Below are 21,776 nucleotides of genomic sequence, written 5' to 3'. Positions count from 1 at the left end.
GCGTGGGTCCTAGTTGATCAGCTGGTGAATGTTGGGGCAGCGCCCGCCGCGTCTGTCCGCGCATAGACGCCCTGCACTTCGGTTCTTGCTTCTGCAACGCTATAGCGCCAAGTGGCGGCCTGTGCGGCGCCGCCCGTCAGCCCAATCCCCGCTGCCGTTAGTGCAGCGGAGGTAACTTTGACAGTCTGAGCCATGTTTTCCTCCCAAGTCCCGCAGGTGCCTGAGCACCGTTTCGTCAGGCCTGAAAGGGATTGTACCGCATGTCAATTTTTTTATTGTCACAGGACAATCAGTACATAAGGGGTGAAATCCCCTCAGGCAGGCGTCCCAGCATGCCGGCAATCAGCTCCAACACCTGCGTGAATCGATCCAGATCCTGAATACTGCCGAGCGACAGACGCACCGCATTCGGCGGCGGTGTCTTTGGGGTCAGGAACGGCGGGTCCGGTGCCACCGCGACTTTCAGCTCACGCGCGTAAGACACGAAACTGCCGGTGCTCCAGCCCATGGGCAGCGGCAGCCATAGATGCAATGCCGAAGGGTGGCCCTGCCAGTGCCCGTCTTTCAGCACCTCTGCCGCGATAGCTTAGCGCTTCGCCAGCGCGCTCCGCTGCCACTGCGCCAGCTCCAGCGCAGTGCCGTCCTGCACCCAGGGGTGGCTGGTTCGCACATCAGCGGCGTCGCCATCCAACCGAACACGACAATCCGCCCGGTCAATGCCGGCAGCAGATGCTCCGGCGCCACCATGTAGCCTGCGCGCAGCCCCGACACGGTGCATTTGGTAAACGTCGTCAAATAGATCGACCGCTCCGGGGCAAGAACGGCAACCGGCACCGGGCGGCCCTCGGCAACCGGACAAAGGCATCGTTTCTGATGATGTGCAGATCATGTTTGCGGGCGATCCCCACCAGCGCACGGCGGCGATCTTCAGGCATCATTCCCGCCGTCGCGCTAGCCAGAGACGGAAGCAAAAACAGAACCTTGGGGTTGCCACCCAGACAAACCCGATCAAGTGCATCCCGAAGGATACCATCCGCATCCACATCAACCCCTGCTAGGTTCAAGCCCAGATAGGAACACCCAGAAACCAGCAAATGGTGAGTGACCTTGTCTGACACCACGGTGTCGCCAGGCCGGGTCAGCGCCGATAGTGCAGCTTACATGCCGTGACTGACCGCATTGGTCATGATGATCCGCTCCGGCGGCACCTCCACACCGCAATGCAGCAGCCACCGCACTCCGGCGGCCCGGCGGGCGTCATGACCGATGTTCGGGCGGCAGGACAGATAGTAGCTCGAATCCAATTCCTCCGGCAGGTCCCTCGGCGCTTGCTCGAACCGCTCTGCGTGCTGCTGCGAGAATGCCGGACGTGAAATCGACAAGCAAATCCGCCGCCCCGCTCAGAACTCAGCAGAAACGGCTGATCATTGGGCTTGTCAGGATCCAGAACGTAGCTGCCCCGGCCGACTTGGCCGTCAATAAGCTTTTGCCGCCGCAAACTTTCATATGGCTTGCTGGCAGTGTGGACACTCAGCCCGAGATCATCGGCCATTTTGCGGTGGGTCGGCAACTGCGCCCCCTGCTCCAGCTTGCCGTCTGAGATTGCCCGTGCGATGGCCAGCGCAAGGCTCGCATGCAGGGGGGAGATCAAGGTAAAGGGGTCAGGACCCCAAATTGTCATGCAACATTTTGGAATTCTCAGCAGCAGTTTCGCAATACAATTTCCGCCACGCTGATTTCCAAAATCTCAGCAATCATCCAACTTTCGGCTTTACCGGACATCGGTCCGCCTGAGCAGCGCAGCCAGGGCGGCTCACCGGCCAAAACAATCCGCTATGCGTAAGCGTTGCATCTAACCAACTTAACGAAACAATCGTCGCCGCGCATGGCTCCGACGGTATTGAGGACTAAACTGATAACCGGAAAAGCATGTTGCGGCCGACAGTCAGGAAAAATACTTGTCAGGAAATTGTTCAGCGCGCGAAGTACAACCCTGTCTCGCAATGTGGGGATCGACACCTGTCTTGGTGCGCACTCAGCATTTTTCAGATTTAGCTTCTGTCGATACGGAAAGATCTTGCAGGTGCCGGAAAGAGCACGCCGCGCAATTAGATGCACGTCTTCATCACAAGACTGCAACAAGCGCTCATAGCTTGTTCCGTCCACTCCACGTGCAACATCTTCTTTCAGGTGCAGGTCCACGATTTCTTGGAGGCTACGCCCCGAGAAATGCGCGGCGAAACGGTCAGCAGAACTCTTACTCATAATTTCGGTTTCGAAACATCTGCGAAGTCGATGCCTTACCCGCCTAAAACGAAGGGCACAGTTGCGAAGATTACCAGTAGAACTCGCGAAAGCGCCCAATCGAGTGCGTAGGAGCGGCGCCGCCACCAGCCCATGCACTAAATCGCTCCGCGATATGGGCGCCTGTGGCTGGCGTTGTGGGAAACCGGGATTTTTTTCGCGTTTTTTGGTGTTGGGTGTGTGCTGTCAGGCGAGGTGATTTTGCCTCGGTTGACAGAGGGGTTTCCCATGACCGTTCAGCAGTCTACACCGATGGCACGCCTTCGGGCCCGGATGATTACCGATATACCGGCGCGCAATCTGGGACCGGCTTCTCAAACCAGCCACTTGCGGGCCTGCAAGCGGTTTGCAGCCTGGCTCGGACGGTCCCCCGAGACCGCGGCACCCGACGATGTGCGGGACTTCCAGCGGCATCTGATGGAAAGCGGGACGAGTATCTGCACCCGCAACCAGACCATGACCGGGGTGAAGTTTCTGTTCCGGGTGACGCTGCGCCGCCATGACCTGGCCGCGGAGGTTTTTAGCCTCAAGGAGCCGGTGAAGGTGCCGCTGGTGCTGAGCGGCAACGAGGTCACGCGCATCCTGGTCATGGCACCAAGCTTGAAGGCGCGTGTGATGCCATCGCTGGCCTATGGCTGCGGCCTGCGTGCGGGCGAGGTCGTCCGGCTGAAGGTTGACGACATTGACGGCGCCCAAAACATCATCCACATCGTGCAATCCAAGGGCCGCAAAGATCGCAACGTGATGCTTCCCGCCGGCATTCTGGGACTATTGCGGGATTGGTGGAAAGAACGTCCCGCCGGTCAGGACCCCGGCGTGCCCGGGCCTGATCGGGTCATTGTCCCCGGCTATCGCGGCAAGCACCTGTCTGCCCGTCAGTTCTCGCGTCTGTTCAAGCAGGCCGCGCGAGCCGCGGGCATCACCAAGCCTGTGACGCTGCACAGCATCTGTGTGAGCCAGGCATGAGTGTCGACGGCGTTCATCTTGCAGGTTTCAATCATCGACGCGAGGAATGCCCATTTCCGGGCACCGGCGCCATGCCCGGCAAACAGAGCGTTCTTCCTGTTCAAAGCGAACGGTCGGATTGTCCGCTCGCACCACTGCCCGGCAGGCGATTGCGCGGCAATCTGCCGGGAGGGGGAATTGGAGTCCAGTTCCACGCGACCGTCGTCGCGGAACCCGGTCAGACCTGCCCAGAATCTGAAGATGAAGTTCAGGACATCGCCGATGGGGGATTTGGAGAAGACACAAATGCGGTTTTCCTTGCGCCAGTTCGCCATTTGCCCGATCAGCGGTTTTGAGCGCTCCTGGCGCGCCGCTTTTCGATCCTCCTGACATTGGCCCCGGATGTCCTTTTCGATGCACTAGAGAGCCTGGATCTGGATCAGACCATCGACCGCAATCGGGGTGGCTTTGCCGGATTTGGCGACCTCGAAAAGTTTGCGCCGGGCGTGTGCCCAGCAGTAGGCCAGTCGGATCGTGTCCCCCTGACGCTTGAGCAGGCGGTTATAACCCGCGTATCCGTCCACTTGCAGGGTGCCGGTGAAGCCTTTCAGAATGTCTTCCACGTATTGGCCGGACCGCCCCGTCGCATGGGTGAAGGCCACACCCCGGGGGGGGGCCCCTGCCCCATGGCCGGTCATCGCGTGCAAGCGCCCAGAAGTAGCCGGTTTTGGTCTTCTTGCGACCGGGATCGAGCACCGGGGCAACCGTTTCATCCATGAACAGCTTGCCCGAGCGTTTCAGGTCAGCCATCAGCGCATTAAAAACGGGACGTAGCTCAAAGCCTGCGCGACCCACCCAGGCTGCCAATGTGGAGGGATCCAGATCGATGCCCTGACGGCTGTAGATTTGCGCCTGGCGGTACAATGGCAGGTGATCGGTGTTCATTCCGGGCTTACACCGCCCACCGGGCCGACGGTCCCCTCCGAACTTGCTGACGATCAAATGCACTGCCCGGTATCCCCAAACACCTTCGAACAGAGCGCCGAACTGCGCCTTTGTCATAGACAATGGTGCCTTTACTTAGCTTCGGCCAAACGAACCCCGCTCCTTCAATGCGCTTGTAGACCAGAACAAGACCAGTCCCATCCCAGATCAGGATCTTCATCTTGTCTCGGCCCTCCGACCTGAAGACGAAGAAAGCCCCAGAGGAAACTCGATAGTCATGCTTCCACAGAGATTACGGCCAAGTCCACTTTGACTTCCGGAAGGCGCAAGCATCTCGGCAACGGGTGCGCTGCCCTCTACACTCACTGCAGCAAACGCAGGGCCTTCCACGTGAATTTTCTCTCCGCGACGTCGCCGATCGGCAACCGACCATTTGCGGACAAGGCATTCGTGCGTTCCAAGCCCCGCTGCGATATCTCCGGGTGACTGGCCTTCTTCCCGAATGCGTCGTGTGGCTTCCCATTTCAACTCGTTGTGCCAGATGTTCTTCCCAGACGCCGGCTTGCGAATTTTGAACCCCCAGACCTGGTCGCCGACATGCGGACCTCCTGCTAGTTGCCGGGGCCTGAATACCATTCACAGTGCAAGCAGGTTTAGGGGGTGTTTAGGGGGGCAGATGCAACACTTACCGCTATGCGCAGCCTCGGAAATCACCAAGTCCTCCCGCGGTTTCGCAATGGGCAAATTCGGCTGCCCCTTGATGCAATGGCCCGCACCCCCGCCCCAGTCAGAGCACACTTGCAGACCCGAAAGGCTGGACATCGGCAATACGGGCACGGGCCGGTCATCCCAGTTTCAGCACTTGCTCGATTACATATGCGGTTTGTGCGTCAGTCTGAGCAGGCCCAATCGGCAGGCTGATCACTTCCGCAGCCAGCGCTTCGGAAACAGGGAACGCTCCCTTGGTATAGCCAAGCCCGGCATAGGCGTTCTGCAGATGCGGCGGTTTGGGGTAGTGGATGACGGTGCCGACCCCAGCCCCTTCCAGCCGGGCACGGAAAGCATCCCGGTCCGGATGGCGCACAACAAAGAGATGCCAGACCGGGTTCGCCCATTTCGGCACCACCGGCAGCACCAGGCCGGATGCGGACAGCGCGTCCAGATAACGGGCGGCAATTGCTTGGCGGCGGGCATTCCAGGCATCGAGCACTTGCAGTTTCACCTGCAGTGCAGCCGCCTGGATCGGGTCCAGGCGGCTGTTCTGACCAGACAATTCATGCTCGTATTTAACCGCCGAGCCATAGTTCCGCAGCATCGAGACCCGCGCCGCCAGCTCCGGCGAGGTGCTGGTGAATCCGCCGCCATCGCCCAATGCACCCAGATTCTTACCCGGGTAAAAGCTCCAGCAAGCAGCCTCGCCAAAGCTGCCGATCCGCTTGCCTTTGTATATGGCACCATGCGCTTGGGCAGCGTCTTCCAGCAGGTGCAACCCGTGCTGCCCGGCCAGTTCTATCAGCGGATCCATGTCAGCAGGCTGGCCATATAGGTGGACCGGAATGATGGCCTTGGTGCGGGGCGTTATGGCGGCGGCCACCGCATCCGGGTCGACATTGTGGGTGGCCTCCAGCGGCTCCACCGGAACGATGGTTGCACCGCAATAGCTGACTGCCAGCCAGGTTGCGATATAGGTATTTGCGGGCACGATGACCTCGTCTCCCGGACCGATTTCCATTGCCTTCAACGCCAGGATCAGCGCGTCCAGCCCATTGCCAGTGCCTAGGCAGTGAGGAGCACCGGTGTAGCGGGCGAATCCGGCCTCAAACGCTTCAACCTCAGGACCCAGGATGAAATGCCCGGACCGCGCAACCCGCAGCACAGCTGCCTCCAGCCGGTCCTGAATTTCGGCATGGGCGCCGACGATATCAAGGAACGGAACCCTCATGCAGCACCTGCTGCAGCTTTGAATTGATCATAATCGCGGATGTAGTCCGCTTCGTCATAAACTTCGGATGTCAGCACCATGCAGACCGCCCCCGAAGAGAAGTTGTCCAGATAGCGCCACATCATCGGGCAGACATACAGCCCATAATAGGAGCGGTTCAGATGGAAACGCTTGGTCGCGAAGCCGTCATCCAGCAGGATATCGAAGCTGCCCGACATGCAGATAATAAACTGATGCAGCGCCTTGTGCGCGTGCTCGCCCCTGTCAGCCCCGCCCGGCACATCGTAGAGATAGTACACCCGCTTGATATCAAAGGGAATATGGTTGCCGCCTTCGACAAAAGTCAGGTTGCCCCGCACGTCTGTTATCTTGGGCAAGTCAATGATTTTGCAGTCAGTCAGAGGCACGGAAACCGCCTTCGCATTTGAATGTCCCTTGTGTATATGCATATCTGAACCGGACCAGCAAGCAGCGCCGGCCGCCAGGGCCGCCTCAATCAAGGACAACGTCCCTCCCATGAGCAAAAAGCTACTGATCATCGGTGCAGGTGAATTCGCCGACATCGCCTACGAGTATTTCACCGTCGACAGCGACTATGAGGTCGCGGGTTTTGCGGTGGAGGCAGAGTTTCTGACCGAGGAAGAAAAATTCGGCCTGCCCGTGGTGGCGCTGGAAACAGTGGAAACCGTGTTCCCCGCTTCTGAGGTTGAGGCGCATGTGGCCGTGACTTCGACCAAACTGAACCGGATCCGCGCACGGCTGATCGAAATTGCCCGCAGCAAGGGCTACACGCTAGCCAGTTTCATCAGCCCCCATGCCATGGTTTGGCGCACGGCAGAGCTGGGCGACAATATTTTCATTTTTGAGAACAACGTGGTGCAGCACGGGGTCACGATTGAAAGCGGCTGCGTGCTGTGGTCGGGCAACCATATCGGCCATCAGACCCGGATCCGCGAGCACTGTTTCCTGGCATCGCATGTGGTGGTCTCGGGCTACTGCGATATCGGTGCACGCAGCTTTGTCGGGGTCAATGCGACCTTTGCCGACAATGTGAAAATCGGCGAGGACTGCTTTGTCGGCATGGCAGCAGCCGTGAACAAGAGCTTTGACACCCCGGGCCAGATCCTGAACGGCAACCCGGCGGAGCCTGCCAAAGTCTCCTCCTACCGCTATTTCCGGATCAAACAGTAAAATGGGCTGGGTCAAGAAAGGGCTGGTATTTGCCCCGGATGGAAACCTGGACTGGGCCAGGCATTCCTTTATGACACCTTGCCCCTGGCAGCGGGACGAAGACACCATCCGCCTGTTTGGTGGAATGCGTGACAATCATGGGATCAGCCGGATCGGCTGGGTCGACGTCGATGCCTCCGACCCGCTGCAGGTCAAGGCTGTTTCCGACCAGCCCGCGATCGGATTGGGAACGCCGGGCATGTTCGATGACAACGGCATGATCCTAGGCGATGTCCTGGAGGTCGCAGAGAATGAGCTGCGGCTGTACTATGTCGGCTTTCAGCTGGTGGAAAAAGCCAAGTTCCTGGCCTTCAGCGGTCTGGCCGTGAGCCGCGACCGGGGCAATAGTTTTGAGCGGGTGCAGCAGACGCCGGTTATCGACCGCTGCCCCGAAGGTGCCTTTATCGGTGCCCTGCACTCCATTGCGGTGCGACCTGACGGCACCTACCGGGCCTGGATCTCCCGCGGTTTCGGCTGGCAGGACATTGGCGGGCGGCTGTTCCCGCAATATGACTGCTGGACGCTGACCAGCGAGGACGGTGTGCGCTTTGACAATGCCACCGCGCAGCGGATCATCGCCCCTGCCCCGCAAGAATACCGGATCGGCCGCCCGCGGGCGAACCAGATGCCGGATGGATCCTGGGAGCTGCGGGCGACCTCCGATACCCTGGCCAAACAATACGCCAGCTTCCGCTTCACCTCGCCTGACGGGGTGAATTTCAGCCGCACCGGTGACGAGGAACTGCCCCGCGGAGGCGCCGGTGCCTGGGACGGCGAGATGGTCTGCTACCCGGCGCGGATCGATACGGAGCAGGGCCGGAGCTACTTGTTCTACAACGGCAATAACATGGGCGCCACCGGTGTGGGCGTCGCCGTCCTTGAGGATTGAGCCGTGGCAATCGAGGTTCAGCGCTATGCAGCGGAAAACGCCAGCCAGTGGGACGACTTCCTGAAGGCGTCGAAAAACGGCACCTTCCTGCTTCAGCGCGAGTTCATGGACTACCACGCCGACCGGTTTCAGGATCATTCGCTGATGATCCATGAAGACGGTAAGCTGCTGGCCGTGATGCCCGCAAATGCCGATGGCAGCGTGCTGAACTCCCACGGCGGGTTGACCTATGGCGGGGTGGTCTCCGGTGCGAAGATGAGTGCTGAACGCATGCTTGCGGTGTTCGACGCACTGGGCGCCTATCTGCGCGCCGCCGGGTTCACCGGAGTCAATTACAAGGCGATCCCCTATATCTACCACAGCCAGCCCGCCGACGAAGACATCTATGCGCTGTTCCGGCACGGAGCCCAGGCTGTACGCATCGATGTGTCAGCCACCATCGCAGTACCCCGCCGCCTGCCCTTTGGCAGCGGTAAGAAGGACGGGCTGCGCAAGGCGCGCAAGGCCGGGTTGGAAATCCGTGAAAGTATTGATTGGAGCGCCTGCTGGACTCTGCTGACCCAGGTTTTGGGCGACCGCCACAACGCGCGGCCAGTGCATAGCGAGACGGAGATCCGACTGCTTGCGGGTCGTTTTCCTGACCAGATCCGGATGTTCGGTGCCTTTGACAAAGATCGAATGATCGCCGCCGTGGTGGTTTTTGATTGCGGCCGGACTGTGCATGTTCAGTATATTGCCGCGTCGGAACAGGGCCGCTTGAAAGGTGGCGTCGACTTGATCGTTCACCACCTGCTGGACACCGTCTTTGCCGGCAGTGCATGGCTCGACTTTGGCATTTCAACCACCGATCAGGGACGGACATTGAACACGGGCCTAGCCAAGCAGAAAGAGATGTTCGGCGCCCGTAGCACGGTGTATCAGCAGTACCGCTGGCAGCTCACCTGACAAATTTTCTGCCGTCCGGATCGCCGCCCGAGGATGCGGCCGGCCGAATAAAAGGACATCCAATGACTCATGAACCCGCCGCCAGTTTCATCCTGCTGTCCTATTGCCAGGAAGACACTATTGCCGCGTCAGTGAAGTCTTTGCTGGACCAGAATTGCGAAGCGATTGAGATCATCATCTCGGATGATGCCTCTCCAGACGGGACGTTTGAAAAGATCAAGCAGCTTACCGGAACCTATTCCGGTCCGCACCGGATCGTGGCCCGGCGCAACGAAACCAATATGGGCGTAAACCGCCATATCGAACATGCCATCGACCTTGCCACCGCCGACCTGATGATCTGGACCGCCGGTGACGACCGCAACGCACCCAACCGGGCCCAGCGGGTTATCGACAGCCACCGGAAAACCGGCGCCAAACTGCTCTATTCAGATGCGGAAACCGTCGGCCCGAACGGAGAGCCCGGCGAGGACGCCTACCGCCGTGCCCTGTTCTACAAGGACTTCCGCACCGAGGATGCGGCCACTGCGTTTTCGCTCTACTTGGGCGCAACTGCTGCTTGGCACAAGGACCTCTATCGCAAATATGGCGGCTTCCCCAAGGACAGCGCCTATGAGGATCTGATCCTCGGCTTCCGCGCCCTGCTGGAGGACGGCCTGCACTACATTCCCGAGAAGCTGGTGATCTACAAGGAAGATGTCGGCATCTCAGCCCAGCTGACGAAGAAGATCAGCACTCTGTCCAATCAGGACCGCAGAACACGGATGCTGAAAGGGCAACTGGCCGTCCTGGAGCAGCGCCTTGCGGATGCCAAAACATTTGGCCTGGCGAAAAATTCGCCGGTTGTCAGGAAGATGACGCAAGCCGCCGGGAAGACCGGCGCACGACTGGATTTCTATGACGGTATCAGCGCCGTTCTGGCCAGCCAGGACTATGGCTGGGGGGCCAAGCTGCAGGGCATCGCCAGCGAAGGCATGCGCAGGCTGCGCAACAGGTGACGGAGCAGAACCAATGCGCAGGTCCAGCCTGCGGGCTGCAGATAGTCAGGCCTGCAGCCTCCAGGAGGCTTCCTGATCCAGACCGTCTGAAACAGACCCGGAATCTGAATTTGTCCTGAAGGCGCTGATGGCTCCGGCCATGGCCTGTGCCTCTTTCGACAGACCCAGGCTTGAGGAGGTGACCTCTTCGAACAGGGCAGCATTGCGGGTGGTGGCGTCGTCAAGATTGGACATAGCCGAATTGATCTCCTGCAGGCTGCCGGATTGTTCGGAAGAAGCCTGGGAAATGGTCTTCATCAGATCCGCTGCAGCCGCGACAGAGGTGGAAATTTCACCAATTGCCGTGCGGGTCTGTTCCACCAGATCCGCACCGAGTTCAACATTCTTGCCGGCCTCATCCACCAAAGCAGAGATTTCAGTCGCGGCTTCTTTCGACCGGTGCGCCAAGGTTCGCACTTCTGAGGCGACCACAGCAAAGCCCTTGCCAACAGTGCCCGCACGTGCGGCCTCAACCCCGGCGTTCAACGCCAGAAGATTGGTTTGCTGGGCAATCGCCTCGATCATGCCGATGATCTGCGAGATTTTCTCCGAGCTTTCCTTGATTGCTTCCATCGCGCCGTAGGTCCGCTTCACCACCTCAATGCTGGCGCTGGCATTCTCGCGCGCCGCTTCAACAGAGGCTGACGCCTCGCTCGAAGCCTGGGCGGTGCCGGTGATGGAAACCGAGAGCTGGTTCACAGCAGCGGCTGTGCCGGCCAGCGTCTGCGCAGTATGCTCCGACCGTTCGGACAGATCGCGGGAGGCCAAGGAGATTTCAGTGCTGCCGCCGGCAATCGACTGGCCGCTTGCGCCGAGGCTGCTCACCGACACCTCCAGTTTTTCCAGCGCGGCATTGAAATCATCTCGCAGCTTCGCATAGCCCTCGCCCATTTCGCACTGGATCCGGGCTGTCAGATCGCCTTGCGACAGCTGCTCCAGCCCCGCGCCAATGGCCGCGACCGCCGCCGTCTGCTCTGCCAGGCGGGCATTACGCTCTTCCTCCGCGGCAGCCTCGACCTCTGCCTTCTCCACCAGCCCGTCGCGGAACACCGACAGCGCTGTGGCAATCCGGAAGATTTCGTCACTCGACCGCTCATACCCCGCCACAGGGCGCAGGTTGCCAGCAGCCAGCCGCTCGGTGGTGGCGCTGATATTTGCCAGAGGGCGCAGGACAAAAATCCGGGTCAGAACCAGGGACGCAACGAACACTGCTGCAGCCACAACCGCCAGAATCTGCAGTTGGCGCTGCGCCGCTCCCACCTCATTCGCAAGACCGTCCGCAATGGATGCAATCTCCAGCTGGCTTTCGGCCCCCAGACTGGTTGCACGATGCGCAAATTCCAACACTGCATTCACCGTTGCCTGCGCCGCCGCCGCCGCCGCCGCAGTAGCCTCCAGTGACGCCACTTTAAAGACCGGCAGCCCCTCGGAAGAACCAGCAAGAGCAACCAATTCTTCAAGCTCCTGCGCAAAGACCCCATCGTTGAAAGCGGCATAGCCCTGAAGCGCCTTGGAGGCTTCCTGCAGCGGAGCTGCAGCTGCGTTGGCAGAACCGATATCATGCGCAGCGGCCACATCCAGTGCCGCGACCTGAAAGGCACTGATCCAGCCGTTGATTTCCAGCAGCCGCTGCAGCACGCCGACCTCGTTATCCAACAGTCCCTGAATGGCCGTCCGATTGTCAGAACTCGCCTGGGTTGCTGCAACAGAAAGGGTGAACACCATGCGCTCCATTGCCTGGGTCAGCGGGCGTACGCTGGCGTTGCGAGCACTCAGCACAGCCTTACGGCTGTCTTTCAGCTCCTTGCGGCTGGCGGTGAGTGTATAGCGGAACAGTTCCACACCGGCACGGACCTTCTTGGCCCTGAATGTGTCCAGGCCCAAATCTTCCAGCCGCCCCATGACCGGCTCCAGCCGGCTCAAAGCGTCATTGGCCATCTTTTTGAGCGCCCGCTTGGTCGGAACGTCGCGCACATGGCCCAAGGCCAAGGCCGCACCGGACAAGACACTGATATCAGCGCGAGCCTCCAAAAGCGCTTGCAGACTGCCGAATTGTTGCTCAACGAGATTTTTAAGCACCTTATCAACTTGCCCAATGGTGTCTTCTCCGCCGACCATCAAACTGTCGCTGGCCTTTGATGCGACCTCGACAAGCTTCTCCTGCACCGTTTGACTGAGGGCCTGCAGGCTGGCGGTCTGGGAGTCGATCCAGGCCTGGTTGCGGAAGGCGCCTTTGCGGGCCGTGATCAGATCATTGAGCATTTCCGAGGCCGCAGCAGCCTCCGATTCAAACTGAGTCCGCTTTGCCGCAGGCAGTTCTTCCAAGCTGTTTTCCAGATGTGAAATCGCGGCAGCCGCTTCCTTCTCGGCTTGAGCAAGTTCTTCAACTGATCCAGCTTGCAACACCGTGATCATGGCATCCTTTGCCCGGCTTCCCGCCTTGATAAGGTGGCCGCTCAGCTCCAGCAGGGGCACTTTCTGTTCCGTCAAAACCTCCATCTGGCGGCCGGCTTGGGAGAAAACCAGAGTGACCAGGATGCCGCCGACAGCTAGTGCAGCCCCCATCGCCATCAGGATCAGCGTGATTTTTGCGCCGAGGCTTGAAAACAAACGGAAACCGCGCTTGGCGGGAAGTTTTTTCTTTGAAGTCATAGTATCATCCATGGCATCCGCCCATATTCTTTGCCAAGACCGGACGAGCTTCCGGCCCCGCCGTCGCCATCGGCAGGCCAGGCATTCAATGGTGCAGGACCGCTGCCGCACAGCTGCCTGCGTCTCCTAAGTAAAATCGACGCAAGAACGTAAAAAAAACATGAGCGGCAATCGTAATATCAGTTAGATTTTACCGACTGGCTGTGAGCGTGACCTGCTGGAAACGCCGGTTCAGCACCACCGTTCAGGTTTCGCCGGAGAGACGGCGCGCCGCGTGCAGGGGCAAATTTATGGTTTCGGTAACAGGTCTGTAACCGGAAAGCGGATCGAAGACATGCCGGATCTGCCCGCCATCGCGGCCGGTGGTCAGCAGCACCGGACGGCCATTCACCTGCTGGCCGGAAACAGTAACTGGCAAGGTGCCTGTCAACCAGCCGCCATAACTGACGGCGCCGCCACTGCTGCGAATGACAATTTCGAAATAGTCCAGCGCAGCCATTTTGAAGATCAGATCCGGCACGTCGCTTGGCGCGCCGCCCAGATGCTCGACCGTAAGTTCGGCACCTATAAGGTTTTGCACTGAATACCCCCAGCGATGCATGAAATCCTCAACAACATTCAGGATCTCTTGCGTCCGCTCCTCGGGCCGCACACCCCGGCCGTATTCCGAAAACCGACGTTCGAAAGACAGTTCCTCAGGCACTCCGCCTCCTAGACCTTGGTTCAGGGCCAAACTGACCGATTTGATGCTGGTTACTGCAAGACCTGGCACGCACCCCCGCCCCCTGCAAAAGCTACTATTGAAATACAGGTTTCACTGCGTCACAGCGGTTTTTGCATAACCGTCTGGCCAGCCTATTCCGGCACCCCCGCTTGGCGCAAGGCGGAAGCCCATTCCTGTCCCGCCGGGCTCATCGCCGCAGGATTGTCGCGCTGGAACTGCGACAGACAGAACTCCGGCGCCGCCTCAAGCAGCTTTTTGACTGTGCTTCGGGCTTCCGCGCCCCGACCGGACATTTGCAGGGCGATCGCCTTGGAACGAAGCGGCACTGGAAAGGCTCCCTTTGCTTCCAGTGACCGCTCAGAAAGCTCAATTGCGCGGCCAAAATTGCGGGCGGACAAGTACGCCAGCGCCGAAAGCGCGTCAAAATAATACCGCTGCGGCCCTAAGGGGGTCAGCCGCCGGGCCGCGTCGGTCATTTGCACCGCCTCATCCGGCATGTCCTGATACGCCAGTGTCGCTCCTTTCAGCAGCAGCGCCAGCGCTTCGTTCGGATTGTCGCGCAATGCCAGGTCATAGGCGTCTTGTGCCAGATCGAAGCGGAACGTCAGATGGCTGGAGATAAGCCCTTTGAGGGTATGAGCCAATGAGAAGCCCGGTGCAGCCTCGATGGCGGCCTCTGCCATCCGACTGGCCAAACGGCTGTCCTCTCCACGGTTCGGAGACAAGCCCTTTTCAACCCGCATCACATGCCAGAATCCCATCCAAGTCAGCGGCAGCGCATGCTTTGGCTCCCGTTCAAGCAGATGCGACAGGATCTCGTGCGCTTGCTGGAATTTGCGCGTGTCCATTTCCTGCATCAGTGAAATCGCCGCCATCAGCAGAGTATGGCTTTCCAGGGTGGACAGCGGCTTGAAGCCCGCCAGCCGGACAGCTTCGCCCGCGGCGGTTTGCCCGATTTGCTGAGTGGCATTGCGCAGCACCGCACTGCGGCCCCTCAGCAGGTTGCCCTTGCTGCCCTCGAAACTGCGCGACCAGATCACTTTTTCGCGGAATGTATCATGCAGATCAATCTCAGCCCGGAACCGGTTTCCGTCGCAGCTGACTGTGCCCGACACCAAGTAATCGACCCCCGCGACAGAGGACACTTCGGCCGGACGCACCGTTTCCGGATCAAATTGACGCGATGCCAGATATGAGGTGACAGTGAACGCCCAGCTGCGCGATAGATACCGCGACAATTCTTCAGACATCAGCGATCCCAGCGGCACAGAGGCCTCGCCCGGAGCACGATGCACGAAGGGCAGCACCGCAATCGAAGGCAACAGGCCATCCATGATAAGACGGCCTGGCGATGTTCCCGCCTGCGGTCCGGACCGGGTCGCTCCGCGGGTGAATTCCGCCCGGATTTCGCTCAACCAAGCATTAAAAGCGGTCTCATAAGGCAGCTCGAACCCTTCCATGAAAACCGCATTGCCCGCGCAGCTGTCGAGCTCCACCCGGGTCAGGTCGAGGATGATCCGTTCCCGGTTTGCAAACAGCAGTTTGGCTGCTTCGGGCCCCAGATGCCGGCGCAGCGTCGACAGGGCAGTTCGCAGGCTTGCCTTTGCCTGCTCGGGCTGCGCCAGACACCACAACGTCTTCTCCAGAAACGCCCGCGTGCGGATCCCGCCGTCAGCAGTGGACAAAAGCGCCAGCAGAGCCTGATGTTTCGCGCCAAGCTGAACATTAGCTCCACCTGCGTGAAAGACGCCGAATGCGCCGAACCGGCATATCCTCAGAAGAACAGTCATCCGTTGACTCCACAAAATACACATCGCACGCACAATTAAAGTAGCGTCATATTGCATTATACAAATTATCTTTGCAATTGCTGATTGCATTTTTTTAAAAATTTACCCCACGCCCACCCCTGGCAGCCACCGATGACAACTGAGGTTTACATCATGCCCCGCATAATAACACACAGAGAAATAGCCGTTTGAAGCAGCTCGATTTAATGTAATTTCACAGACTCCCCGCAGCAGACGGCCCTGATCACCCAGGGGATGCAAATCAACAATCTTAAACTGCAATATTTAATCCATTCAAGAAATGCTGGGCCATCTTTTGCCGCCAAGAAAATCTATCGAGGCTTCCTGCCCGCATCAAAACCCAAATCTTCGGCCCTCGGCCAGTGTTGTTCTGATTCTGGCTCTCAGGCCGCTGGCACAAAGCGGTAGCCGCTGCCGATGCGTTCTGCCCGGCCAATACCGCCACCGGGCAGATGATAGCCGATCAGCTGCATTTGTTCGGTGGCAAGCTGGTCCAGCAGGCGCATCCGTGCCGCAGCAGCCTTTTGCGGTTCCTGGTCAGCACCAACCGGTCTGCCAGGCTCAGCAAAGCTCACATGATGATTGCCCACCGCGTCTCCTAATACCAAAACACCGTTGCTGCCATCGCGGACTTCAAAAGACATATGCCCCGGTGTGTGGCCTGGTGTAGCCACAGCGGCCACTCCCGGCAGGATCTCCTCACCGTCCCGGAACAGCTGCACTTTGTCTTCCAGCTGTTCCATCCGGCGCCGGGCTCCAATGGCCATAGCCGCCCGGCTGCTGCTAATGCGGTCTGCGGTCTCCGGGTCGAACCAGTAGTCCCATTCCCCCTGCCCCATCAGGTAGGCCGCGTCAGGAAACAGCAGGTCTTCAAAATCATCCAGCACTCCCCACAGGTGATCAGGATGGCAGTGCGTGAAGACCACATGTGTAACCTCGTCAGGCCTGACACCAAGGACATCCAGCGCGCCGGGCAGATTTCCCGCACTCTCCTGAAACCCCGGTCCGGCACCCGCATCGAACAGAACAACTCTGTCCTTTTCGCGCAGCAAGGTTACATTCACATCCGGCGTCAGCGGCCCGGCGGGAAGCCCGTACTGTTCCAGCGCTTGCTGCAGAACACCCGGCGCGAGCCCGTCAAACAAAAACTCCGGCGGCAAAGTAAGATAACCGTCTGAAACCGTCTCAATCCGCTTATTGCCCAAAGTAATCTGCGCTGAAGTCCAGCCGGGGGCAGCAGCAGCCGCCAGTCCCGCTGCAGCCGACAAGCCAAATTCGCGTCTGGTAAAAGCCATACCGTTTCCTTTCCGCCTCGACGTGCAAACAAATGCACAAACAATGTTGAATGAATATAACAGCCTGACGGCAATAAGGGAAACACACGGCAATGCCGCGTGTCCGTCATACCAGGATATGAGCGGCCGTTAGGTCCGTCCCCGCGCAGTACAGACTCTTCGCAGGGCCGCGCAAAACCTCTGGGCTGCGGCCGAAAGCTGGTGCTCCCGCCGGACACACAGCCCCACGGGGCCAAGGGTGCTGTCCGTTTTCAAAGGCAGCTCTGCCATGCTGCCGGCTTCCAGCTCCGGCCGCACCACGCCTTGGCTGATGATCCAGATCGCCCGGTGCACCAGCACAAAGCGCCTCCCGAAAGTGGAGGAGACGGTTTCGATCGGAAACCGGGGCAGTGGCAGACCCTGCTCCAGAAACACCCGTTCGACCATCGGCCGGATTATCGACCCTTCAGACGGCATCAGCACCGGGTAGTCCTCAAATGCTGAAGCCGGCACATGCTCGGCTCCAGCCAAGGGATGGTCCCGCGCGACAACGGCCGCCACCCGCTCGCGGTACAGCGGGTCAAATTCCACGCCCGCCATAGTTTCCGGCGCGGGCATCCTGCCAACCACCAGATCCAGCCCGCCCCGGCGCAGCTGATCAATCAGATACTGGTTGTCACCGGACATCACCCTGAACCGCCCCGGCGTACCGCTGCATCCGCGCAGTTGTGCCAGCGTGTCCGGGACCAGATCGGCACCGACGGTAGGCAATGCGCCAATGGCAACCAGCGGTCCATCTGCCTCGTCCAGGCCACGCAACAGCGCCACCCCGTCGCGCGCCAACGCCAGGCTGCGGCCGGCATGATCCCGGAACAGCTCGCCATACCCGCTGAGCCGGATTCCGCGGCCATGCTTTTCGACCAGCGGCTTGCCGCAAACTTCTTCCAATTCGCGCAATGCCCGTGTCACCGCGGGTTGCGTCATACCCAAGGCCCCGGCCGCCCGGGTGACGCTCATCTTGCGGGCCACCTCAACGAAGACTTCAAGATGGCGCAGTTTCAATGAAGACGATAACAGCATACCGGCCTGGTTATGATTTCATGTATTATTCAAGATTATACAGATCAACTCCGATATGCGATACTTTATTCATCACAAGGAGAACAGGATGAAGCAGCAGAACCGGTACAGCCAGGGCATGCAAATCAGGCGCAAGGTGCTTGGCGGCGCCCATGTGGCGCGCGCCGAGGCTGCCAAAACTGCGCTGGACGCCCCCTTTCAGGAGCTGATAACCGAAGCTGCCTGGGGCACGGTCTGGGCCTCGGACCGGATTTCACTGCGGGAACGGTCTATGCTGACACTCGCATTGCTGGCCGCCACCGGAAATTTCGACGAGATTCCGATGCACATCCGCGCAACCGCCCGCACCGGGGCCAGTCAGGAAGACGTGCTGGAGGCCTTCCAGCATGCCGCCATATATGCCGGAGTGCCGCGCGCGAACCGCGCGCTGAAGCTGGCCAAGGAAACCTATGCCGAAATGGCCGCCGAGGGAGGAGACCCCGCATGAGCACACTACCGGAACAGGGGGAGTTCTATTCCCGCGACCGCCGCTGGCATCCAGCTGCAATGTCGCAAGACTACAAGACCTCGGTCACCCGCGCGCCGCAATATCCGCTGATCAGCCTGGAGAACACCGCCAGCGAAATCACCGGTCCGGTGTTCGGCCACAACGACATCGCCGCCACCGACAATGATCTGCTGACAAACTTTGCCCAGCCCGGCGAAAGCCCGATCGGCGAGCGGATCATCCTGCATGGCAGGGTGCTGGATGAAAACGCGCGTCCGGTGCCGAATACGCTGGTGGAGATCTGGCAGGCCAACGCCTCTGGCCGCTACCGGCACAAAAAGGACACCTACCTGGGGGCGCTGGATCCAAATTTCGGCGGCTGCGGGCGGACCCTGACGGATGAACACGGCTGCTACCATTTCCGCACTGTAAAACCCGGTGCCTACCCCTGGCGCAACCGGGTGAACGACTGGCGGCCCGCGCATATACACGTTTCGGTCGTCGGCACCGGCTTTGCCCAGCGGCTGATCACCCAGCTTTACTTCGAGGGCGACCCGCTGATCGCCCGCTGCCCGATTGTGAACACAATCCCAGACCCGGCAGCAGTGGAGATGCTGATCGCGCGCCTCGACATGAACGCCACCATTCCGCTTGACACTATGGCGTACCGCTTTGACATCGTGCTGCGCGGGCGCCGGTCCACCCTGTTTGAAAACCGGCTTGAGGGAAACTGATGCTGCAGCAACCGCATTACCTAAAGGAAACTCCCTCGCAAACCGCGGGCCCGTACGTCCACATCGGCCTCGCTCCCGGTGCAGCGGGGTTTGAGATCTTCGATCAGGAGCTTGGCCGCGACATTGCCGGCCCCAACGCCAAGGGTGAGCGTATCCGCGTGGAGGGCATGGTGACGGATGGCACCGGATCACCAGTCAAGGATGCTCTGCTGGAGATCTGGCAGGCCAATGCAGACGGTATCTATGCCCACCCGGAACATGCCGGCGCAGTGGAAGACGGATTTCGCGGCTGGGGCCGGGTCATTACCGACTTTGGGACCGGCGAATGGGGATTTGACTCCGTGAAACCCGGCCCGGTGATGGGCCGCAACGGCAACATAATGGCGCCGCATATCAACATGTGGATCGTCGCCCGCGGCATCAACACGGGTCTGAACACCCGGATCTATTTCGAGGATGAGGATGAGGCCAACGCCGCCGACCCGGTGCTGGGGATCATAGAATGGGAGCGCCGCCGACAGACCCTGATCGCCAAACCCAGCATCAGGAACGGCCAGACCATCTACAGGTTCGACATCCGCCTGCAGGGGCAGGATGAAACCGTCTTTTTCGACATTTGATAGGGATCAGTCATGAGCAAACCCTGCATAATCTGCGTCGCAATCACCGGCTCGGTTCCGACCAAAGCGAACAACCCGGCAGTGCCAGTTACCATCACCGAGCAGATCGAGAGCACGCAAGAGGCGTTTGAGGCCGGCGCTTCCATCGCCCACTGCCATGTGCGAAATGACGACCAGACGCCCACTTCGGACCCCGAAAAATTCGCCCGCCTGAAGGAGGGCCTGCAGACACATTGCCCCGGCATGATCGTGCAGCTGTCGACCGGCGGGCGCTCTGGTGCAGGGCGCGAACGCGGCGGCATGCTGAGCCTGCGCCCTGATATGGCCTCGCTATCCGTAGGCTCCAACAACTTCCCGACGCGGGTCTATGAAAATTCACCCGACCTGGTCGACTGGCTAGCGGGTGAGATGCGCAAGTATGAGGTTAAGCCTGAGATCGAGGCCTTTGATCTCTCGCACATCCACCAGGCAGTGAAAATGAACCGCGAAGGGCGTATTCCCGGCACCCTCTATGTGCAATTCGTGATGGGTGTGAAAAATGCGATGCCGGTAGACAGGGACGTGTTCGATTATTACGTCAAGACCATGCAGCGGCTGGCACCTGAGGCCCAGTGGTGCGGCGCCGGGGTCGGGCCAGGGCAGATTCAGGTCAACGAGTGGTCGATCGCCGCTGGCGGCCATACCCGGACCGGGCTGGAAGACAACATGCGGCTGGACCGCGAGACGCTGGCGCCGTCGAACGCGGCACTGGTGAAACGTGCCGCCGCGCTCTGCGAGAAATACGAGCGTCCTGTCGCGACCTGGCAGCAGGCCCGCGAAATCCTGGAGCTATGGCCCGCCTGACGCCGACCGCTTCGGGCCGCAAGGCCCGAAGCCACGCCCAAGTCCGCCAGCCCCCCCGCGCCTTAGCCGGAACGCCCCTCCCCGCCGGACAAATCCTTAAGGATCGGGCAATCTGGCCGATTGTCGCCCGCGCAGCATTCAACCAGATCCCCCAATGTGTCCCGCATTGCCTGCAGATCGGCGATCTTTTCTTCGATCTTGGCGAGATGCTCCAATGCCAGCTGTTTCACGTCTGCACTCGCCCGGCTTTCATCCTCGTACAGCGCCATCAGGGTGCGGCAGTCCTCAATGGTGAACCCCAACGCCCGCGCGCGGCCCAGAAAGGCCAGTTTATGCAGGTCGGTCTCGGCAAAGCAACGGTAGCCATTGGCGCTGCGATGCGGCTTAATCAGGCCGATGTCCTCGTAATAGCGGATGGTTTTGGCCGGCAGGCCCGAGCGGCTGGATACGTCTCCTATATTCATGCGCGCGCCTCCTCTCCGCCGGCAGCTAGCAAGGCTGGCTCCGCCTGGTCTTCATCTATGGCGGGTTTCAGGCGGCGCAATCGCAAGGCGTTGGACAGCACAAACACGCTCGACAGCGCCATTGCACCTGCCGCCAGCGCCGGTGACAAAAGCGGCCCGCCAAGAGGGTACAGAACCCCGGCAGCCACCGGGATCAGCAGCACGTTATAGCCGAAGGCCCAACCCAGGTTCTGGCGGATATTGCGCATGGTGGCGCGGCTGACGGTCAGTGCATTCACCACCCCGCGCAGATCGCCCGAGACCAGCACCACATCCGCCGCCTCGATCGCCACATCGGTGCCGGTGCCGATGGCAATGCCCGCATCCGCTGCTGCCAGCGCCGGGGCGTCATTGATGCCATCGCCGACAAAGGCCAGCGCGCCGTGCTCCGCCTGCAGTTCCTGGATCGCAGCCACCTTGTCTGCAGGCAGGCATTCAGCTTTCACCGCATCGATGCCCAGCCGTGTTGCAATTGCTTGCGCCGTGGCCCTGGCATCGCCAGTGATCATCGCTACCTTCAGCCCCTGATCATGAAAGGCCTTGATCGCCGCTGGCGTGCCCGTCTTGATCGGGTCCGCCACCGCAATTACCGCCGCGGCCCGCCCGTCAATAGCAGTGTAAAGCGGGGTTTCACCGCGTTTGGCCAGTTTCTCGCCCTCTGTTGCCAGCGCTCCAAGTTCGATACTCTCACGCGCCATCAGCCGGGCAGCACCGGCCAGCACCGCGTGCCCGTCGACTTCCGCCCGCAGGCCGTAGCCCGGGATCGCCTCAAAGGCGTCCGCCTGTGGCAGACCCTTCCCAGCCGCAGCCA

Annotated in this window: 24 protein-coding genes and 2 pseudogenes; 9 read left to right on the top strand and 17 right to left on the bottom strand. The window is 60.2% G+C overall.

Annotation, left to right across the window (positions count from 1 at the left end):
- Positions 1-17: 17 nt before the first annotated feature.
- From VOI29_RS06095 to VOI29_RS06070, 6 genes and pseudogenes are all read right to left on the bottom strand, one after another.
- Positions 18-194, bottom strand: a complete 177-nt coding sequence (locus VOI29_RS06095; protein WP_323776791.1) for a hypothetical protein — start codon at positions 192-194, stop codon at positions 18-20.
- A 95-nt stretch (positions 195-289) separates the two neighbouring features.
- Positions 290-571, bottom strand: a complete 282-nt coding sequence (locus VOI29_RS06090) for a hypothetical protein (RefSeq protein WP_323776788.1) — start codon at positions 569-571, stop codon at positions 290-292.
- Between the two features lie 15 nt (positions 572-586).
- Positions 587-778 (bottom strand): hypothetical protein, encoded by a 192-nt coding sequence (locus VOI29_RS06085; protein WP_323776786.1) that lies wholly within the window; start codon positions 776-778, stop codon positions 587-589.
- 379 nt (positions 779-1,157) lie between these two features.
- Positions 1,158-1,382: a hypothetical protein gene (locus VOI29_RS06080; protein ID WP_323776806.1), complete on the bottom strand. Its 225-nt coding sequence runs from the start codon at positions 1,380-1,382 to the stop codon at positions 1,158-1,160.
- A 77-nt stretch (positions 1,383-1,459) separates the two neighbouring features.
- A pseudogene (locus VOI29_RS06075) lies at positions 1,460-1,681 on the bottom strand (PLP-dependent aminotransferase family protein); the annotation flags it as partial.
- A 152-nt stretch (positions 1,682-1,833) separates the two neighbouring features.
- The gene (locus tag VOI29_RS06070) at positions 1,834-2,265 is read right to left on the bottom strand and encodes a hypothetical protein (RefSeq protein WP_323776784.1); all 432 of its coding nucleotides are present in this window, start codon (positions 2,263-2,265) and stop codon (positions 1,834-1,836) included.
- 267 nt (positions 2,266-2,532) lie between these two features.
- On the opposite strand from VOI29_RS06070, the gene VOI29_RS06065 reads away from it, so the two are divergent.
- Entirely contained in the window at positions 2,533-3,270 is a 738-nt protein-coding gene (locus VOI29_RS06065) for a tyrosine-type recombinase/integrase (protein WP_323776804.1), read from the top strand.
- Here the strand turns inward: VOI29_RS06065 and tnpC are convergent.
- The 4 genes and pseudogenes from tnpC to VOI29_RS06050 all read right to left on the bottom strand — a co-directional run.
- Positions 3,180-4,254 (bottom strand): annotated as a pseudogene (tnpC, locus tag VOI29_RS06060) (IS66 family transposase); the annotation flags it as partial. The gene VOI29_RS06065 and the pseudogene tnpC overlap by 91 nt on opposite strands.
- Positions 4,202-4,483 carry an IS66 family insertion sequence element accessory protein TnpB gene (gene tnpB, locus VOI29_RS24575; protein WP_416361486.1) on the bottom strand — a complete coding sequence of 94 codons (282 nt, stop codon included), beginning with the start codon at positions 4,481-4,483 and terminating at the stop codon, positions 4,202-4,204. The gene tnpB and the pseudogene tnpC, both read right to left, overlap by 53 nt.
- A gap of 555 nt (positions 4,484-5,038) precedes the next feature.
- Positions 5,039-6,136 carry a DegT/DnrJ/EryC1/StrS family aminotransferase gene (locus tag VOI29_RS06055; protein ID WP_323776782.1) on the bottom strand — a complete coding sequence of 366 codons (1,098 nt, stop codon included), beginning with the start codon at positions 6,134-6,136 and terminating at the stop codon, positions 5,039-5,041.
- A complete protein-coding gene (locus VOI29_RS06050; protein ID WP_323776802.1) occupies positions 6,133-6,585 on the bottom strand; it encodes an FdtA/QdtA family cupin domain-containing protein in 453 nt (150 codons plus the stop codon). Before VOI29_RS06050 ends, VOI29_RS06055 begins: the two co-directional genes overlap by 4 nt.
- A gap of 67 nt (positions 6,586-6,652) precedes the next feature.
- Here VOI29_RS06050 and VOI29_RS06045 point away from each other — a divergent pair, with 67 nt between their 5' ends.
- The 4 genes from VOI29_RS06045 to VOI29_RS06030 all read left to right on the top strand — a co-directional run bounded on the left by VOI29_RS06045 (position 6,653) and on the right by VOI29_RS06030 (position 10,198).
- Entirely contained in the window at positions 6,653-7,327 is a 675-nt protein-coding gene (locus VOI29_RS06045) for an acetyltransferase (protein WP_323776780.1), read from the top strand.
- A 1-nt stretch (position 7,328) separates the two neighbouring features.
- Positions 7,329-8,255 (top strand): hypothetical protein, encoded by a 927-nt coding sequence (locus tag VOI29_RS06040; RefSeq protein ID WP_323776778.1) that lies wholly within the window; start codon positions 7,329-7,331, stop codon positions 8,253-8,255.
- A 3-nt stretch (positions 8,256-8,258) separates the two neighbouring features.
- Positions 8,259-9,200 (top strand): GNAT family N-acetyltransferase, encoded by a 942-nt coding sequence (locus VOI29_RS06035; RefSeq protein WP_323776776.1) that lies wholly within the window; start codon positions 8,259-8,261, stop codon positions 9,198-9,200.
- Positions 9,201-9,262: 62 nt separating this feature from the next.
- Complete coding sequence (locus tag VOI29_RS06030; RefSeq protein ID WP_323776775.1) at positions 9,263-10,198, top strand: glycosyltransferase family 2 protein; 936 nt, start codon at positions 9,263-9,265, stop codon at positions 10,196-10,198.
- 45 nt (positions 10,199-10,243) lie between these two features.
- Here the strand turns inward: VOI29_RS06030 and VOI29_RS06025 are convergent, their stop codons facing one another.
- From VOI29_RS06025 to pcaQ, 5 genes are all read right to left on the bottom strand, one after another.
- Positions 10,244-12,889: a methyl-accepting chemotaxis protein gene (locus VOI29_RS06025; RefSeq protein WP_323776773.1), complete on the bottom strand. Its 2,646-nt coding sequence runs from the start codon at positions 12,887-12,889 to the stop codon at positions 10,244-10,246.
- Positions 12,890-13,133: 244 nt separating this feature from the next.
- Positions 13,134-13,541, bottom strand: coding sequence for a hypothetical protein (locus tag VOI29_RS06020; protein WP_323776771.1), 408 nt, complete (start codon positions 13,539-13,541; stop codon positions 13,134-13,136).
- A 203-nt stretch (positions 13,542-13,744) separates the two neighbouring features.
- Positions 13,745-15,403, bottom strand: coding sequence for a transcriptional regulator (locus VOI29_RS06015; RefSeq protein WP_323776769.1), 1,659 nt, complete (start codon positions 15,401-15,403; stop codon positions 13,745-13,747).
- A gap of 404 nt (positions 15,404-15,807) precedes the next feature.
- On the bottom strand, positions 15,808-16,719 hold the full coding sequence (locus tag VOI29_RS06010) for an MBL fold metallo-hydrolase (protein ID WP_323776767.1): 912 nt from the start codon (positions 16,717-16,719) through the stop codon (positions 15,808-15,810).
- Positions 16,720-16,848: 129 nt separating this feature from the next.
- On the bottom strand, positions 16,849-17,778 hold the full coding sequence (pcaQ, locus tag VOI29_RS06005; RefSeq protein ID WP_323776766.1) for a pca operon transcription factor PcaQ: 930 nt from the start codon (positions 17,776-17,778) through the stop codon (positions 16,849-16,851).
- 88 nt (positions 17,779-17,866) lie between these two features.
- Here pcaQ and pcaC point away from each other — a divergent pair, with 88 nt between their 5' ends.
- From pcaC to VOI29_RS05985, 4 genes are read left to right on the top strand one after another with little or no spacing between them, the layout of a single operon-like run.
- A complete protein-coding gene (pcaC, locus tag VOI29_RS06000; RefSeq protein ID WP_323776764.1) occupies positions 17,867-18,265 on the top strand; it encodes a 4-carboxymuconolactone decarboxylase in 399 nt (132 codons plus the stop codon).
- Complete coding sequence (gene pcaH / locus VOI29_RS05995) at positions 18,262-18,999, top strand: protocatechuate 3,4-dioxygenase subunit beta (RefSeq protein WP_323776763.1); 738 nt, start codon at positions 18,262-18,264, stop codon at positions 18,997-18,999. The genes pcaC and pcaH overlap by 4 nt, the downstream gene beginning before the upstream one ends.
- A complete protein-coding gene (pcaG, locus tag VOI29_RS05990) occupies positions 18,999-19,619 on the top strand; it encodes a protocatechuate 3,4-dioxygenase subunit alpha (RefSeq protein ID WP_323776761.1) in 621 nt (206 codons plus the stop codon). Before pcaH ends, pcaG begins: the two co-directional genes overlap by 1 nt.
- Before the next feature lie 12 nt (positions 19,620-19,631).
- The gene (locus VOI29_RS05985; protein ID WP_323776759.1) at positions 19,632-20,462 is read left to right on the top strand and encodes a 3-keto-5-aminohexanoate cleavage protein; all 831 of its coding nucleotides are present in this window, start codon (positions 19,632-19,634) and stop codon (positions 20,460-20,462) included.
- Positions 20,463-20,524: 62 nt separating this feature from the next.
- On the opposite strand, the gene cueR is transcribed toward VOI29_RS05985, so the two are convergent.
- Together cueR and VOI29_RS05975 are read right to left on the bottom strand one after the other, a co-directional pair.
- The gene (gene cueR, locus VOI29_RS05980) at positions 20,525-20,926 is read right to left on the bottom strand and encodes a Cu(I)-responsive transcriptional regulator (RefSeq protein WP_323776758.1); all 402 of its coding nucleotides are present in this window, start codon (positions 20,924-20,926) and stop codon (positions 20,525-20,527) included.
- A partial coding sequence (locus VOI29_RS05975) for an HAD-IC family P-type ATPase (protein ID WP_323776756.1) occupies positions 20,923-21,776 on the bottom strand: 854 nt, incomplete at its 5' end. The genes VOI29_RS05975 and cueR, both read right to left, overlap by 4 nt.

The organism is Leisingera sp., from assembly GCF_034669605.1.
Classification (GTDB): domain Bacteria; phylum Pseudomonadota; class Alphaproteobacteria; order Rhodobacterales; family Rhodobacteraceae; genus Leisingera.
The sequence above is the reverse complement of the archived record's forward strand: the minus strand, read 5'-3'. Positions and strand labels throughout refer to the sequence as shown.

Excerpts from the sequence above, each read along its gene's own strand:
- VOI29_RS06095 (WP_323776791.1), bottom strand. The coding sequence starts at position 194 with ATGGCTCAGACTGTCAAAGTTACCTCCGCTGCACTAACGGCAGCGGGG.
- VOI29_RS06085 (WP_323776786.1), bottom strand. The coding sequence starts at position 778 with ATGCACCGTGTCGGGGCTGCGCGCAGGCTACATGGTGGCGCCGGAGCA.
- VOI29_RS06070 (WP_323776784.1), bottom strand. The coding sequence starts at position 2,265 with ATGAGTAAGAGTTCTGCTGACCGTTTCGCCGCGCATTTCTCGGGGCGT.
- VOI29_RS06065 (WP_323776804.1), top strand. The coding sequence starts at position 2,533 with ATGACCGTTCAGCAGTCTACACCGATGGCACGCCTTCGGGCCCGGATG.
- VOI29_RS06055 (WP_323776782.1), bottom strand. The coding sequence starts at position 6,136 with ATGAGGGTTCCGTTCCTTGATATCGTCGGCGCCCATGCCGAAATTCAG.
- VOI29_RS06050 (WP_323776802.1), bottom strand. The coding sequence starts at position 6,585 with ATGCATATACACAAGGGACATTCAAATGCGAAGGCGGTTTCCGTGCCT.
- VOI29_RS06045 (WP_323776780.1), top strand. The coding sequence starts at position 6,653 with ATGAGCAAAAAGCTACTGATCATCGGTGCAGGTGAATTCGCCGACATC.
- VOI29_RS06040 (WP_323776778.1), top strand. The coding sequence starts at position 7,329 with ATGGGCTGGGTCAAGAAAGGGCTGGTATTTGCCCCGGATGGAAACCTG.
- VOI29_RS06030 (WP_323776775.1), top strand. The coding sequence starts at position 9,263 with ATGACTCATGAACCCGCCGCCAGTTTCATCCTGCTGTCCTATTGCCAG.
- VOI29_RS06025 (WP_323776773.1), bottom strand. The coding sequence starts at position 12,889 with ATGACTTCAAAGAAAAAACTTCCCGCCAAGCGCGGTTTCCGTTTGTTT.
- VOI29_RS06015 (WP_323776769.1), bottom strand. The coding sequence starts at position 15,403 with ATGACTGTTCTTCTGAGGATATGCCGGTTCGGCGCATTCGGCGTCTTT.
- VOI29_RS06010 (WP_323776767.1), bottom strand. The coding sequence starts at position 16,719 with ATGGCTTTTACCAGACGCGAATTTGGCTTGTCGGCTGCAGCGGGACTG.
- pcaQ (WP_323776766.1), bottom strand. The coding sequence starts at position 17,778 with ATGCTGTTATCGTCTTCATTGAAACTGCGCCATCTTGAAGTCTTCGTT.
- pcaC (WP_323776764.1), top strand. The coding sequence starts at position 17,867 with ATGAAGCAGCAGAACCGGTACAGCCAGGGCATGCAAATCAGGCGCAAG.
- pcaH (WP_323776763.1), top strand. The coding sequence starts at position 18,262 with ATGAGCACACTACCGGAACAGGGGGAGTTCTATTCCCGCGACCGCCGC.
- pcaG (WP_323776761.1), top strand. The coding sequence starts at position 18,999 with ATGCTGCAGCAACCGCATTACCTAAAGGAAACTCCCTCGCAAACCGCG.
- VOI29_RS05985 (WP_323776759.1), top strand. The coding sequence starts at position 19,632 with ATGAGCAAACCCTGCATAATCTGCGTCGCAATCACCGGCTCGGTTCCG.
- cueR (WP_323776758.1), bottom strand. The coding sequence starts at position 20,926 with ATGAATATAGGAGACGTATCCAGCCGCTCGGGCCTGCCGGCCAAAACC.